Genomic DNA, 14,008 nt, shown 5'->3' on the forward strand with positions numbered 1-14,008 from the left:
GGCCTGTCAGGCCGTATCAGGAAGCCCAGTAAATCTCGACCGGGGAAGTGGCCCGGCGCAGAATGGCGCGGATCGGCATTTCTGCCTCTTCGCCTGTACCTTCTGCCTTGGCGAGAACGTCTTTTTTACCTTCGCCCTCAATGTGGAGAATGAGCAGTTTGGCATCTTCGAGAGCGGAGAAGGTGAAGGTCAGGCGCGGTTCGCCGGCCCCTTCCGCGTCCATGGTGATGATGCCACGCGGCGTCTTTGCGTCGAGCGCGACGCTCAGATTGTTGCCGCCTGGGAAGAATGAGGCCGTATGGCCGTCGCCGCCCATGCCGAGAATGACGACATCGAAGGGGATGCCGATCTCCGCACTCTTTGCCGTCGCAAGCTTTGCAGCCTCCTCGACCGAGGCCGCCGGCTGGTAAAGCGGCACGAAACGCGCCGCCTTCGCCTTGTTCTGGAGAAGATTGGCATCGACCAGCAGATGGTTCGAGCGCGGATTGTCGGCAGGTACGAAGCGTTCGTCGACAAGCGTGATCGTCACCTTGGCCCAGTCGATATTACGCGTCGAAAGCGCCTGAAAGAAGGCCTTCGGCGTGGAACCGCCGGAAACGGCAATGCTTGCCTCTCCACGGGCTGCGATAGCTGCCGAAAGGGCGCCGGAAACCTTGTCTGCAAGGTTGGCGGCGAGTTCGGCGGCGTTTGCGAAGGAATGCAGTGTCGATGCCATATCTTCAGACCCTTGGACTAGATGTCGTCGTGCCAGGTGCGGCCGTCGCGTTCGATCAGCGCGATGGCCTGGCTCGGACCCCAGGTGCCGGCCGTATAACCCTGCACCTGCTGGCCGGTCGATTCCCAACCCTTGAGGATCGGGTCGACCCACTGCCATGCGGCCTCGACTTCGTCGCGGCGCATGAACAGCGTCTGGTTGGAGCGGATGACGTCCATCAAGAGGCGCTCGTAGGCGTCCGGATTGCGGACGTTGAAGGCCTGGGCGAAGCTCATGTCGAGCGAGACGTTGCGCAGGCGCATGCCGCCCGGACCCGGATCCTTGATCATCAGCGACTGCTTGACGCCTTCGTCCGGCTGCAGGCGGATGATCAGCTGGTTCTGGCTGATGCGGCCGGCGGCCTGGTCGAAGACCGAGTGCGGGATCGACTTGAAGGTGATGACGATTTCCGAAACGCGACCGGCGAGACGCTTGCCGGTGCGGATGTAGAAGGGAACGCCAGCCCAACGCCAGTTGTTGATCTCGGCCTTGATGGCGACGAAGGTTTCCGTGTTGGAAACGCCGCCTTCCAGCTCTTCCAGATAGCCCTTGACCGGGCCGCTGCCGGAAGCGCCGGCGCGGTACTGGCCGCGAACCGTCGCCTGCTCGACATTGGAAGCATTGATCGGCTTCAGCGCGCGCAGAACTTTCAGCTTTTCATCGCGAACGGCTTCCGAATCCATGGAGGAGGGGACTTCCATCGCGGTGAGGCAGAGAAGCTGCAGGATGTGGTTCTGCACCATGTCGCGCAGTGCGCCGGCCGTGTCGTAATAACCGGCGCGGCCTTCCAGGCCGACGGATTCGGCAACGGTAATCTGCACGTGGTCGATATAATTGGCGTTCCACAGCGGCTCATAGAGCGCGTTGGCGAAGCGCAGCGCCATCAGGTTCTGCACCGTTTCCTTGCCGAGATAGTGGTCGATGCGGAAGATCTGCTCTTCCTTGAAGACGCGGCCGATATTGTCGTTGAGCTGCAGGGCCGAAGCCAGATCGCGGCCGATCGGCTTTTCGACGACGATGCGGGTCGATTTGGTAATCAGCTTGTGCTCGTGGATCTTCTGCGCGATGTCGCCGAAGATGCCCGGAGCGACGGCGAGATAGAAGGCGCGCACGCGGTCCTTGCCGTCATCGAGCAGCTTCTTCAGATGATCCCAACCGGTGTCGGTGCGGGCATCTACGGAAACGTAGTAGAGACGGGCGCAGAACTTCTCGACTTCGGCTTCGTCATATTCGCCCTTCTTCAGGTGCTCCTTGAGCGCGTCCTTGGCGAATTTGCGATATTCCTCATGCGAAAGCGGACTGCGCGAAGCGCCGATGACGCGGGTCGGTTCCGAGAACTGGCCTTCGATCTGGCGATGATACAGCGCGGGCAGAAGCTTGCGCTCGGCAAGGTCGCCGCTGCCGCCGAAGACGACGTAATCAAAAGGCTCAACGGGAATGATCTGGCTGCTCATGAGCTTGTCTCTCAATCAGGCTTGGTTGGCGGCCGTTTTAATCTAATCGATTTAAAAAAGCCAGTGTGCGGTGCAATGAATCTGTCGGTCATCGGTTTTAAAGCGAATTTCCCGGAGAGGAAATCCGCAATCGAACTAAAACTTGTCGCGGAGGGCAAACCACGACAGGGCAAGGAAAAGCAGCGGCGCCCGCATGCGCGCGCCGCCCGGAAAGGCGGGAATATCGAGCGCCTTGAAGAGATCGAGATCGGCCGATTTTCCCAGCACCATTTCTGCGTAGAGCTTGCCACAGTAATTTGACAGCATGACGCCGTGGCCGGAATAACCGCCGATCGAGGTCACGCCAGGCATCACCTCGCGCACGAAAGGCTGGCGCGGCATGGTGATGCCGACCGAGCCACCCCAGGCATGGGTGATTTCGATATCCTTCAAGGCGGGATAGATTTCGGCGATCTGCCGGCGGATATGTTGCGTAATGTCCCGCGGATTGTCCGAAGTATAAGCCTCGCGCCCGCCGAAGAGCAGCCGCCCGTCCTTCGACTTGCGGAAATAGCGCACCACGAAGCGCGAATCCGCCACCGCCTCGCCGCCCGGCAACACATCGGGAAACCGCTCAAGCGGCACGGTCGCACCGATGAAGGAGCGAATCGGCATCACATGGCTTGCTGTGACCGGTTCCAGATTGCCGATATACCCGTTGCAGGCAATCAGCGCCCGGTCGGCGGTGATCGTGCCTCGTTCGGTTTCGATGATAACTCTGCCGCTGCCCTGACCGATCGACTTTGCCCTGGTCATTTCGAAAATATCGGCGCCGGCATTGGCAGCCACCCGGCCAAGGCCGACCAGCAGCTTCAGCGGATGGATATGACCGGTGCCGGTATCGCGAACGCCGCAATAGAAGCGTTTGGAGCCGAGCCGCTCCTGCGTTTCCTCGCGGTCCATGAAGCGAATATGCGGGTAATCATAGCGGAGGGCCGCGATCTCCGCATTCTCGTAGTATTCCCGCTTGTAGCTTTCCTTGTGGGCGACATTGAGCTGGCCGGGCACATAATCCAAGTCGATCTGGTGCTCGGTCGCAAAATCCATGAGATGCCGCTTGGCGTCCTCGGCGAGACCGAAAAGCGCCCTGGAGCGCTCGTAACCGATCTCCTTTTCCAGCTCTTCCGGCCACCAGCGCTGACCGGTGCCAAGTTGCCCGCCATTGCGTCCCGAGGCGCCGTCGCCGAGCCTGTTGGCCTCGATGAGCGTCACGGAGACCCCGGCTTTGGCGAGATTATAAGCGGCCTGCAGACCCGTATAACCGCCGCCGATAACAGCGACGTCACATTGCCTTGAGCCGTCGAGCGCCGGATAGTCCGGGCGCTCGTCGATTGTTGCCTGATACCAGGATACACCGGGTGCGATGGGGCTTTGCCATGTCTCTTTCGTCATGGCGAACCCTCACACGTTCAGAAGGAGGAATTCCCGCTCCCAGGGGCTGATCACCTGCATGAAGGTTTCGAATTCGCCACGCTTCACGCCGGCATAAAGGCCGATGAACTCCGAGCCGAAGACTTCTTCGAAGGCCGGTTCGTCTTCCAGCAGCGCCACGGCTTCAAGAAGGCCGCGCGGCAGGTCGATCGAGCCTTCATTGGCCGAATCCTCGGTCGGCGCCGTCGGCTCGATCTCTTTCTGGATGCCGAGTAGGCCTGAGGCCAGCGAGGCGGCAAGCGCGAGATAGGGATTGGCATCCGAACTCGGCAGGCGGTTTTCCACGCGCCGCGCCTGCGGATCGGAAACCGGCACGCGGAAGGCCGTCGTGCGGTTGTCGTAACCCCAGGCATTGTTGACCGGGCAGGACATGTCCGGCTGCAGGCGGCGGTAGGAGTTCACATAGGGCGCCAGCATGGCAAGCGCGCTCGGCACGTATTTCTGCATGCCGCCGATGAAATGGAAGAACTCCTTCGAGGCCGAACCGTCATTGTTCGAGAAGACATTCTTGCCCGTGGCGATATCCACGACCGACTGATGGATATGCATCGCCGAACCCGGCTGCCCCTGCATCGGCTTGGCCATGAAGGTGGCGTAGATATCGTGCTTCAGCGCCGCCTCGCGGATCGTACGCTTGAAGAGAAACACCTGGTCGGCAAGTTCGATCGGATTGCCGTGACGGAGGTTGATCTCGAGCTGCGCCGGTCCTTCCTCGTGGATCAGCGTATCGATCTCGAGGCCCTGCTTTTCCGAGAAGTGGTAGATGTCGTCGATCAGTTCGTCGAACTCGTTGATGCCGGCGATCGAATAGCCTTGGCCGCCGAGAATCGAACGACCTGAACGTCCCTTGGGCGGATGCAGCGGATAGTCCGGGTCGTCATTCGTGGCGACCAGGTAGAATTCGATTTCCGGCGCCACGATCGGCTTCCAACCGCGTTCGGCATAGAGGCTGAGAATGCGCTTCAATACGTTGCGCGGCGTATAGGGAACTTCCTGTCCGTCGGAGTTGACGATGTCGCAAATGACCTGCGCGGTCGGGTCGGTTTCCCAAGGCACCACGGATAGGGTGGAAAGGTCGGGCACGAGCTTCAGGTCGCTGTCACGCGGCTCGTAGCGGAAACTTTCGGTCTCCTCTGGATATTCGCCTGATATCGTGTGGCGGTAGATCGCCGAAGGCAGTGCGAGCGATGTGTTGGAGGTAAATTTGGAGGACGGCATCATCTTGCCGCGCGGCACGCCGGCAAGGTCCGGCGTGATGCATTCGATGTCTTCGATCCCGCGTGCCCTCAGCCACTGCGCCGCTTCCATCCAGTTCGCAACACCGCGCAGAGATCCGGGATCGGGAGGGGATTTCTTTGAGGCGGGTACGTTTCTGGCAGGCTTCAGCGTCGTCTTTTTTGGGGACATGACACACCGGTTTGTGTTGATCGTGACGCCATCATAACCGGAGTTTGGCAATTGGCGAGGGGGTGTAAGGCGTTGACATCAGCCCTTTGATGGAAAAAGAAGACGCGATTTCAGCAGGGAAAACGGATTTTGCAGCGTAAGAGCGATGTGATCGTCATCGGGGCGGGTGCCGCAGGCATGATGTGCGCCATTCGCGCCGGGCAGCGCGGCCGTTCGGTCACCGTGCTCGACCATGCGCGCGCGCCGGGTGAGAAGATCCGCATCTCCGGCGGCGGCCGTTGCAATTTCACCAACATCAATGCCGGCCCGAAGAACTTCCTTTCCGCCAATCCGCATTTCTGCAAATCGGCGCTGGCCCGTTTCACGCCGGCGGATTTCATCGCCATGGTCGACCGTCATGGGATCGCCTGGCATGAAAAGACGCTCGGGCAGCTCTTCTGCGACAACAGCGCCAAGGACATAATCTTCATGCTTCTCGACGAGATGCGCGCGGCGGGTGCCGCCTGGCATCTCGGCATCGAAATCTCGGGCGTGGAGAAGACCGAAAGCGGCTTCCGTGTCTCGACATCGGAAGGCCTCTTCGAAGCTTCCTCGCTCGTCATCGCAACCGGTGGAAAATCCATTCCCAAGATGGGGGCGACGGGCTTTGCTTATCGCATTGCCGAGCAGTTCGGTCTTGCTCTCACCGAAACGCGCCCCGGCCTCGTGCCCGTGACGCTCGACCCGATCCTGCTTGAAAGCATCGCGCCACTGTCAGGTATTTCCGCGCCAGCCGAGATCCGCCACGGAAAGACCGCTTTCCGCGAAGCCCTGCTCTTCACCCACCGCGGTCTCAGCGGCCCCGCCATCCTGCAGATTTCCTCCTACTGGCGGGAAGGCGATGCCATCACGATCGATATCGAACCGGATGTCGATATCGCCGCCCATCTGAAGAAGGCCAAGCAGACGAACGGACGCCAGTCGGCGCAGACCGCACTCGGCGAAATCCTGCCGAAGCGCCTGGCGCAATATATCGTCGAACGCGAGGCGATCGGCGGCAATATGGCCGACCTCTCCGACAAGCTGCTGACCCGGCTTGCCGACGCGGCGCAGAACTGGTCCGTCAGGCCCTCCGGTTCCGAAGGCTACCGCACGGCGGAAGTCACGCTCGGCGGCATCGACACCACGGCGCTCGATTCCCGCAGCATGCAGGCCAAGGCCGTTCCCGGTCTTTATTTCATCGGCGAATGCGTGGATGTGACCGGCTGGCTCGGCGGCTATAATTTCCAGTGGGCCTGGGCATCCGGTTTTGCGGCCGGTGAGACATTGTAAACGCTAATATTTATAGACGCGAAACCTTTCGGGCGATTCAAGACTTCTTAAGGTTGGCTGCGCCATCCTGTCTCAATGGCAGGTTGGCAAAGCCGTTCCTAAATTAAGCTTTACCGGCAAGCTGTTTTGTTGGATTGTTGTATTTAGACAGAAGTGAGGTTTCGCAATGAACAGAAACACTCGACGCGCCCGCGCCATCGCAATCGCCCAGGCAAAGCCTGATGCAAAGCTCGTAACTCTGCGCTATCTGATGCTCGCCGCCGGCGCGACCGCCGCCAGCATTGCTGTTCTTCTTTCCCACTTCATCTGATCTTTTCGCAGCTTGAAATGGAAATGCTCGGTTTCGCGACTGATATATCGCGATTCCGCACCGTGCAATTTGCAACTATTGTGCGATCACGGCTAACGCGTTCTCACCGCTTATCCGAAAATTAATATATAATCCGACACATTGTAGACGAATATTTGGGTGTTTCCGGTCTTGCCGGAGATGAACTGGCAATGATTGCCGCCCGCTCCAGGGTTTTCCCAACTGTTAGTAGATCAGCTCGATATGCACCCGGCTGGCGCCAGAAGGCTGCCGGCGGGAGGAGTGGTGTATGAAAGGCACGGCGCGCCATGTTCATTGACAAGATTCTTTCTCGTTTCAAGATTCAGACCAAGGTTCTGATTTTTGTTCTGCCATTCGTCATCACCATTTCCGCCGTCGGTCTGACTGGTCTTTATGCCTCCGGTCTGCTGCAGGGCCGGATGGAGATTTCCAACAGCGTTCTCCAGTCGCTGAGCGGGTTCAAGGATCTCTACGCGTCGATGGACGACTTCCTGCAGACGACCAACGAGCAGGCGCGCGACAAGCTCTACGCCGATATCAAGACCCAGGGGCAGACGCTGAACGCCACCATGGCGCAGATCGGCGACAATGCCGGTCATGACAACCTGCAGGCTGCCATCGAGGGCACGAACGGCATTTCGGATACGGTCGGCAAGCTCTGGACCCTGCACGAGCAGGAAGTAGCCCTCCGCAAGCAGATCGACGACGCCCAGAAAGTGATGATCACCAACCGCTTCAACGTCAGCTACGACGCCAAGCAGTTGGAAGAGAACGTCCGCACCGACGAAGGCAACGCGACGGCAACGCTGCGCGCTGCTGATCGTCTGCTGAAGGGCGGCGATACGCTTGCAGCCGCCATGAATGATTTCAATAAGGCGCAGACTTCGCCTGACAAGCTGAAGGTCGTGACCGATGCGCTGCCTCAGATCATCAAGGCGCAGCGCATGATCGAGATCTCCGTACCGCAGAACCAGAAGAGCATGACGCAGTCGATGGCGCAGACCGTCAGCGACCTGAAGGCTCAGGTGGCGGCGCCGGAGGCTGGCACGGATGAGGGCGTTGCCAATCTCGGCCGTCTCGTTTCCCGCTTCCGCCAGATGTCGACTTACACGCAGCTCACCGCCACGCAGATGATGCGCGAGGCAACGACGACCTTCGTGGAGCTCGACAGCCGCATCGCCCAGACCAACTCGGTGTTGGAGGATACGCGGCGCCTTGAAAGCTCCATCTATTCGCTGCAGCTCGTGCTTGCCGATTTCAATGCCAAGCCGAACAAGGAAAATCGCGTTCGTCTGAACCAGGAAATCGCCACGCTCAACACCATGCTGAACACCCTTCAGGCAAGTGCCAAGGGTATGAATTTCGCCGGGGACATTGTCGACGCGATTTCGCCGGCTCTCGTCTCGATGGACAAGGGCGCACAGTCCCTCGTCGATGTGATCAATCAGCGCACGACCGATTATGCCGCAGCACGACAGCAGCTTGATGGCGTCTGGCGCCAATTGACGAGCTTCGCGGAAGTGCAGAAGCAGACCGCCGGTACAGAGCGCGATCAGGCCAACAGCATCTCCGTCGGCACGACTGCGCTCGGCATCCTGGTGTCCATCATCGGCGGCATTGCGCTGGTGCTGACGCTGCAGCGGCCGATCGCCCAGATCACCGCAGCCATGCGCCGCATTGCGGAAGGTGCGCTCGACACCAACATCTCCGGCGAGAAGCGTTCCGATGAAATCGGCGATATTGCTCGCGCGCTCGGCATCTTCAAGGAAAATGCCATCTCCAAGATCCGTATCGAGGAGCAGAGTGACGAAGAGCGTCAGGCCGCCGAGCATGAACGCCAGCGCAACGATGCTGAAAAGCGCGAGATGGACAGGCAGATCGAATATGCCGTCAACCAGCTTGCCGCCGGTCTTGAGCGCATGTCTCAGGGCGATATCTCGACGACGATCGATACGCCCTTCATCGGTCGCCTCGAACAACTCCGTCAGGATTTCAACGGCTCGATGATGCGCCTTCAGGCCACGATGAGCCAGATCCGCGACAATGTGCAGATGATCCAGGGCAACGGCAACCAGATGGCCCAGTCCGCCGAGGATCTCTCCAAGCGCACTGAGCAGCAGGCCGCGTCGCTGGAAGAAACCGCCGCCGCCGTCGACCAGATTACCGTCACCGTCCGCTCGTCTGCCGAGCGCGCCAAGGATGCCGACCAGATCGTCCGTCAGGCCAAGCGCAGTGCCGATGACTCGGCTGTCGTCGTCAACAATGCGATCGACGCCATGGGACGCATCGAGGATGCGTCGCGCCAGATCGAGCAGATCATCGGCGTCATCGACGAGATCGCCTTTCAGACCAACCTTTTGGCACTCAATGCCGGCATCGAAGCCGCCCGTGCCGGTGAAGCCGGCAAGGGCTTCGCCGTCGTCGCCATGGAAGTCCGCGAGCTTGCCCAGCGCTCTGCCGCTGCCGCGCAGGAGATCAAGGGTCTCATCAACAAGTCAACGAGCGAGGTCAATTCCGGTTCGCAGTTCGTACAGGAAACCGGAACGGTTCTCGCCAAGATCAGCGCCCAGATCGTGACGATCAGCCAGCACGTCGAAATGATCGCCCGCGCCAGCCACGACCAGTCGAGCGCGCTGCAGGGGGTCAATTCCACCGTCAACCAGATGGACCAGATGACCCAGCAGAACGCTGCGATGGTAGAAGAAACCACTGCCGCAAGCCGCGAGCTGGCAAACGAGGCGGATGCGCTGCTGCATCTCGTGCAGCAGTTCAAGATCGATGGCGGCAGCGACATGCACATCTACCGCGCCGCCTGATTCCAGCCTTCCATCCGCAATGCAAATGGCCCCGTTTTCGGGGCCATTTTTATTCACCGATCAAAACATGCTAAGGTTGTGAAAAAAGAGACGGATTGAAATTTTTCCGCCTTGATGACGGATGATGCACGCATGAAGTCATACTGGATTTGAAAAAAGACAAGAAAAAGGGGCAGCGCGAACCCTGCGTTAAGAGAAAATTTTCCCTAACGCAGTCTTATGAACGTCATAGAGGTTGTGTTCGCCAGAGGTTCCAGATGCGTTTCTTTTCGACATCCATCGTGCGGCAGATCGTTGCTATCACGCTGCTTCTGCTTGCGGTCAGCACCGCAGCGATTGTCGGCGTGACCTATTACAACCTCGGCAGCTATGTCATGGACAGCGCGGTATCCGACGCGAAGGATGCAAGCCGCTCGATGGCGGTTCTCTATGGCGCAAGCGATGCTGACGTCCGCATCGATCTGAAGGACAATGTTCTGTCCGGCGTCACCGAAGACAAGATCCCGGCCTTCGGCGACTATTCGCTTGTTGATCGCACGGCGCAATCGATCGCCGGCGTCGCCACCATCTTCGAAAAGCAGGGAGGCGATTACGTCCGCGTCTCCACCAATGTGAAGAAGGAAAATGGCGACCGTGCCGTCGGCACCAAGCTTGCCGCGGATCATCCCGCCCAGCCTGTGCTCGCACAGGGTAATGCCTATTACGGTCCGGCGGACCTGTTCAGCCGCAAGTTCATGACAGGTTATTTCCCGGTCAAGAATCCTTCGGGCGCCACAATCGGCATCCTCTTCATCGGCATACCCATGGAAGTCTATTACCAGCGTATGAACGAACTGCAGACGCTGGTTCTCAGTGTCGGCGCCGTGGTGATGCTGCTCGTCGGCGTGCTCGCTTTCTATGCGATCCGCCGTTCTGTCAGGCCGATGCAGGCGCTGACATCAAGCGTGCGCGCCATTTCGTCGGGTGATCTCGTCAGCGCCGTTCCCTGCGTCGAAAAGAAGAACGAATTCGGCGACATCGGCCGTGCCCTCGCTCTCTTCCGCGACAGCGCGGTCGCCCGCCAGGAACTGGAAACGCAGGCCGCCGAACAGCGCGCCCTGAACGATGCCGAGCGCAGCCGCAACGATGCGGAGAAGCGCACGCTGGACGGCCAAATCGATTTTGCCGTCAATCAGCTTGCCGCCGGTCTCGGACGCCTGTCGCAGGGCGACGTCTCGCAGACCATCGAAACGCCTTTCGTCGGCCGGCTCGAACAGCTCCGCATGGACTTCAACACCTCGCTCCTGCGCCTCCAGGATACGCTCACGCGCATTCGGGCGAGCGCTGCTTCTATTCAACGCAACAGCGGTTCGGTTTCGGCCTCGGCTGACGAGCTCTCCAAGCGCACCGAATCCCAGGCCGCGAGCCTTGAGGAGACGGCAGCCGCCGTCGAAGAGATCACCGTCACAGTCCGCTCTTCCGCCGAGCGCGCGCACGAGGCAAACAATGTCGTTGCCGCAACCAAGCGGACGGCCGACAGTTCCGGTGCCGTCGTCAGTGACGCGGTCGCTGCGATGGGCCGCATCGAAGACGCCTCGCAGCGCATCGAGCAGATCATCGTCGTCATCGACGATATCGCCTTCCAGACCAACCTGCTGGCACTGAATGCCGGCGTCGAGGCAGCTCGTGCCGGTGAGGCTGGCAAGGGCTTTGCCGTCGTCGCCCAGGAAGTGCGTGAGCTTGCCCAGCGCTCGGCAACCGCCGCCAAGGAAATCAAGGCGCTGATCGACCAGTCGACGCGCGAGGTCAATGCCGGTTCCGAGCTTGTGCAGAAGACGGGCAGCGTGCTCGCCTCGATCAGCCATGAGATCATTGCGATCAGCGGTCATGTCGAAACCATCGCCACGGCAAGCCGCGACCAGTCGGCCGCCCTCCAGGATGTCAACAGCTCCGTCAACGCCATGGACCAGATGACGCAGAAGAATGCCTCCATGGTTGCCGAAGCCACGCAGGCAAGCCGCCAGCTGGCGGAAGAGGCCGACATGCTGATGGCGCTCATCGAGCAGTTCCGCCTCGCCGAAGGCGCTGCCAGTCATGGCCGCGTGAGACAGGCGGCTTGATATTTGCATTCATTTCTGCCGGGCTGCACTTTCGTGTGCCCGGCGCCTCGATTTCTCGGCTCGGTTAGCCAGGCGGCAAATCGCACCAAGGGGCTGCTTGCGACCGTATTGTAAAACGCGTCTTCGTCTTTAATCCGGTCGCGTCTCGTTCGCTGCAGCAATCTTGCCCGCTGCATCCGGCCAGCAATGTCGGCGATCAGGAAACTTTCGATCATCATGATGTCCTTTCGTTTGTGGACATCAATTGATCTACACATCAAAAAACGCTTCTTAAACAGGCGAAATCCCATTATGTTTTTCACTCATGAAAAACAGTAACTGGGATTCCTATCAGCTTTTCCTTAAGGTCGCCCGCACTGGCGGTCTGACGGGCGCAAGCGCCGCCACTGCTTTGAGCCCGGCGACGATCGGCCGCCGCATGCTCGAGCTCGAGCAGGAACTCGGCCGCACACTCTTTCACCGCAGTCAGACAGGCTACCGCCTGACATCGGATGGCCAGATCCTCGTCGATCATCTGCAGGAAATGGAGGCTGCCGCCCGGAAGGTCGACGCGTGGCGGCAATCTTCCGAGGGTGGGGGCACCGTCAGGATTACGGCCGGCACATGGATCTCCTGGCTGTTGACGGAGAATTTTTCGGCAATCCGCATGCCGGCGGACACGTTTGCCATTTCCCTTGTTATCGGCGAAGCGCGGGCGAACCTGAATTACCGGGAAAGTGATATCGGCATCCGCGCCTTCGAGCCGGACGAAAGCAATCTCGCCGCCCGTCAGCTCGGCGAAGTCGCCTATGCGGTCTATGTCAGGCGCAATGCCAGCCGGGACGATGCCAGATGGATCGCCGTCGGCGCGGAGGATGCGATCTCCGCCTATCTGCGCTGGCCTTATCAGAATGCTGCGTCCGCGATCGTCGCGACGGTCAACCGTCCGCGCTCCCTGCCGGACCTGGTGCGTACGGGGGCGGGAAAGGCGGTGCTGCCCTGTTTCGTCGGCGATCTCGATCCCGAACTGGAACGATGCGGTGGCGAACTGCCGGAGCTGCGTCACCGCCAGTGGATCGTCATGAATGCCGAGGATCGTCACCGCCCGGAAATCCGCACGGTTGCCGACCGCATGACGAGGCTTTTGAAAAGCTACACCGACCTCTTCGCCGGCAAGCGCGCCAGTCGCGGATGATCTGGCGCTACGGCATCAGCCGCCGCACGAGCCCCACCTGGCTGTTCACCCCGAGCTTCGAATAGATGTTCTTGAGATGCGAGCGTGCCGTCTCGTAGCTGACATCGTTCGTTCGTGCGACTTCGCGCAGCGACAGGCCAGCCGCGATGCCGGCGGCAATCCGCATTTCCGCTGCCGTCAGCTGGTCGATACGCAGCAGGGCGTCATTGAGATCGGGGCGCAACGGCAGGCTCGCCCGCTCGATGATCATCGCCACCGTCGGTCCCTCGAGAAATTCGGTGATGAAATCCGACTGCATTTTCACCAGCGTGCATTTGAAGCTGGTGTTCTTCATCCTGATCAGCGTGGTCGCCGGCGAAGCTGTCTGCAAGCGGTTGCGCAGCAGAGCAGACAGGCGGGAGGCGAGTTCTCCGTCATTGATCATGATCCGCCCGGTCGAGGTCACGCCGATCACCTCGCCCTCGGCCATCATCCGCTCCGCCGCGCTGTTAATCGAGCGGATATTCTGATCCTCGCCGATATAGACGATACCAACGCCGATCGCGTCGAAGAGCGCCAATCCGTTTTCATTATTGGGATCGCGGTGCTCGCGGCGGATGAAATCGAAGGCGCGGCGCAGATGCGGTGCGAGCTCGCTGAGCAACTCGGCATTGCTGCGGTTGAAATCCGGATCTGCGGATGAGGTCAGCGTCGAAAGATTGAAGGAGCGTCCGCGTTCCCGCATGATCGTCACGCCGACACTGCTTTCGCAGCCTATCCATCTGATGTAATCGTTGTAGAATTCCGTCTTCAAAAGCTGCTCGCGCGGCAGCATCTGATCGGCGACCACGCCAAGGCCGATCGGCCGGGTGGCGGCGCGCGGCATCCATGGATTGATGGCCGCGTAATAGCGGTTATAGGCCTCGGTTTCCGTGTTTTCGAGACCTGAGGACAGCGAGAGCCCGCCTGCTCGCGCGACGGCATCGTGGAAAAACAGCGTGGACTTGGCGTCCGGCATTGTCGCTGCCAGCGCATCGAGAAAGGCTTGCCACGACGTCTCGCCAAAGAGCGCGCCGTAGATCAGATCGGTCAGAACTTCGAGTTTTGCGTGCGGCGAACCGGGCATATGCAGTTCCGTTCGAAGAGATGCTCAATTATGCCGCGACTCCGCTGTGGTGACAATTGCGTCAAATAGCGTAGGCCCGGCGGATTG

Annotated in this window: 11 protein-coding genes; 5 read left to right on the forward strand and 6 right to left on the reverse strand. The window is 60.0% G+C overall.

The genetic code is table 11. From position 1 onward, the window contains the following. Positions 1–16: 16 nt before the first annotated feature. From pgl to FHT82_RS09075, 4 genes are all read right to left on the reverse strand, one after another. Entirely contained in the window at positions 17–715 is a 699-nt protein-coding gene (gene pgl, locus FHT82_RS09060) for a 6-phosphogluconolactonase (RefSeq protein ID WP_183728685.1), read from the reverse strand. A 17-nt stretch (positions 716–732) separates the two neighbouring features. Continuing rightward, positions 733–2,208, reverse strand: coding sequence for a glucose-6-phosphate dehydrogenase (gene zwf / locus FHT82_RS09065; RefSeq protein ID WP_183728688.1), 1,476 nt, complete (start codon positions 2,206–2,208; stop codon positions 733–735). 135 nt (positions 2,209–2,343) lie between these two features. Further along, complete coding sequence (locus tag FHT82_RS09070; RefSeq protein ID WP_183728690.1) at positions 2,344–3,639, reverse strand: FAD-binding oxidoreductase; 1,296 nt, start codon at positions 3,637–3,639, stop codon at positions 2,344–2,346. 9 nt (positions 3,640–3,648) lie between these two features. Next, positions 3,649–5,085 carry a glutamine synthetase family protein gene (locus tag FHT82_RS09075; protein ID WP_183728693.1) on the reverse strand — a complete coding sequence of 479 codons (1,437 nt, stop codon included), beginning with the start codon at positions 5,083–5,085 and terminating at the stop codon, positions 3,649–3,651. 129 nt (positions 5,086–5,214) lie between these two features. Here FHT82_RS09075 and FHT82_RS09080 point away from each other — a divergent pair, with 129 nt between their 5' ends. The 4 genes from FHT82_RS09080 to FHT82_RS09095 all read left to right on the forward strand — a co-directional run bounded on the left by FHT82_RS09080 (position 5,215) and on the right by FHT82_RS09095 (position 11,642). Next, on the forward strand, positions 5,215–6,396 hold the full coding sequence (locus tag FHT82_RS09080; RefSeq protein ID WP_183728698.1) for an NAD(P)/FAD-dependent oxidoreductase: 1,182 nt from the start codon (positions 5,215–5,217) through the stop codon (positions 6,394–6,396). A gap of 166 nt (positions 6,397–6,562) precedes the next feature. Beyond that, complete coding sequence (locus tag FHT82_RS09085; RefSeq protein WP_183728701.1) at positions 6,563–6,706, forward strand: hypothetical protein; 144 nt, start codon at positions 6,563–6,565, stop codon at positions 6,704–6,706. Positions 6,707–7,014: 308 nt separating this feature from the next. Further along, positions 7,015–9,543 carry a HAMP domain-containing methyl-accepting chemotaxis protein gene (locus FHT82_RS09090; RefSeq protein ID WP_183728704.1) on the forward strand — a complete coding sequence of 843 codons (2,529 nt, stop codon included), beginning with the start codon at positions 7,015–7,017 and terminating at the stop codon, positions 9,541–9,543. Between the two features lie 257 nt (positions 9,544–9,800). After that, the gene (locus FHT82_RS09095; protein WP_183728707.1) at positions 9,801–11,642 is read left to right on the forward strand and encodes a methyl-accepting chemotaxis protein; all 1,842 of its coding nucleotides are present in this window, start codon (positions 9,801–9,803) and stop codon (positions 11,640–11,642) included. Here the strand turns inward: FHT82_RS09095 and FHT82_RS09100 are convergent. Beyond that, positions 11,615–11,932: a hypothetical protein gene (locus FHT82_RS09100; RefSeq protein WP_246698103.1), complete on the reverse strand. Its 318-nt coding sequence runs from the start codon at positions 11,930–11,932 to the stop codon at positions 11,615–11,617. The two genes, FHT82_RS09095 and FHT82_RS09100, sit on opposite strands and share 28 nt — an antisense overlap. 14 nt (positions 11,933–11,946) lie before the next feature. On the opposite strand from FHT82_RS09100, the gene FHT82_RS09105 reads away from it, so the two are divergent. Continuing rightward, on the forward strand, positions 11,947–12,816 hold the full coding sequence (locus FHT82_RS09105) for a LysR family transcriptional regulator (RefSeq protein WP_183728709.1): 870 nt from the start codon (positions 11,947–11,949) through the stop codon (positions 12,814–12,816). 7 nt (positions 12,817–12,823) lie between these two features. On the opposite strand, the gene FHT82_RS09110 is transcribed toward FHT82_RS09105, so the two are convergent. Further along, positions 12,824–13,921, reverse strand: coding sequence for a helix-turn-helix transcriptional regulator (locus FHT82_RS09110; RefSeq protein ID WP_183728712.1), 1,098 nt, complete (start codon positions 13,919–13,921; stop codon positions 12,824–12,826). Positions 13,922–14,008 lie beyond the last annotated feature (87 nt).

Origin of the sequence: Rhizobium sp. BK275, assembly GCF_014193555.1 — a bacterium.
GTDB lineage: Bacteria > Pseudomonadota > Alphaproteobacteria > Rhizobiales > Rhizobiaceae > Rhizobium.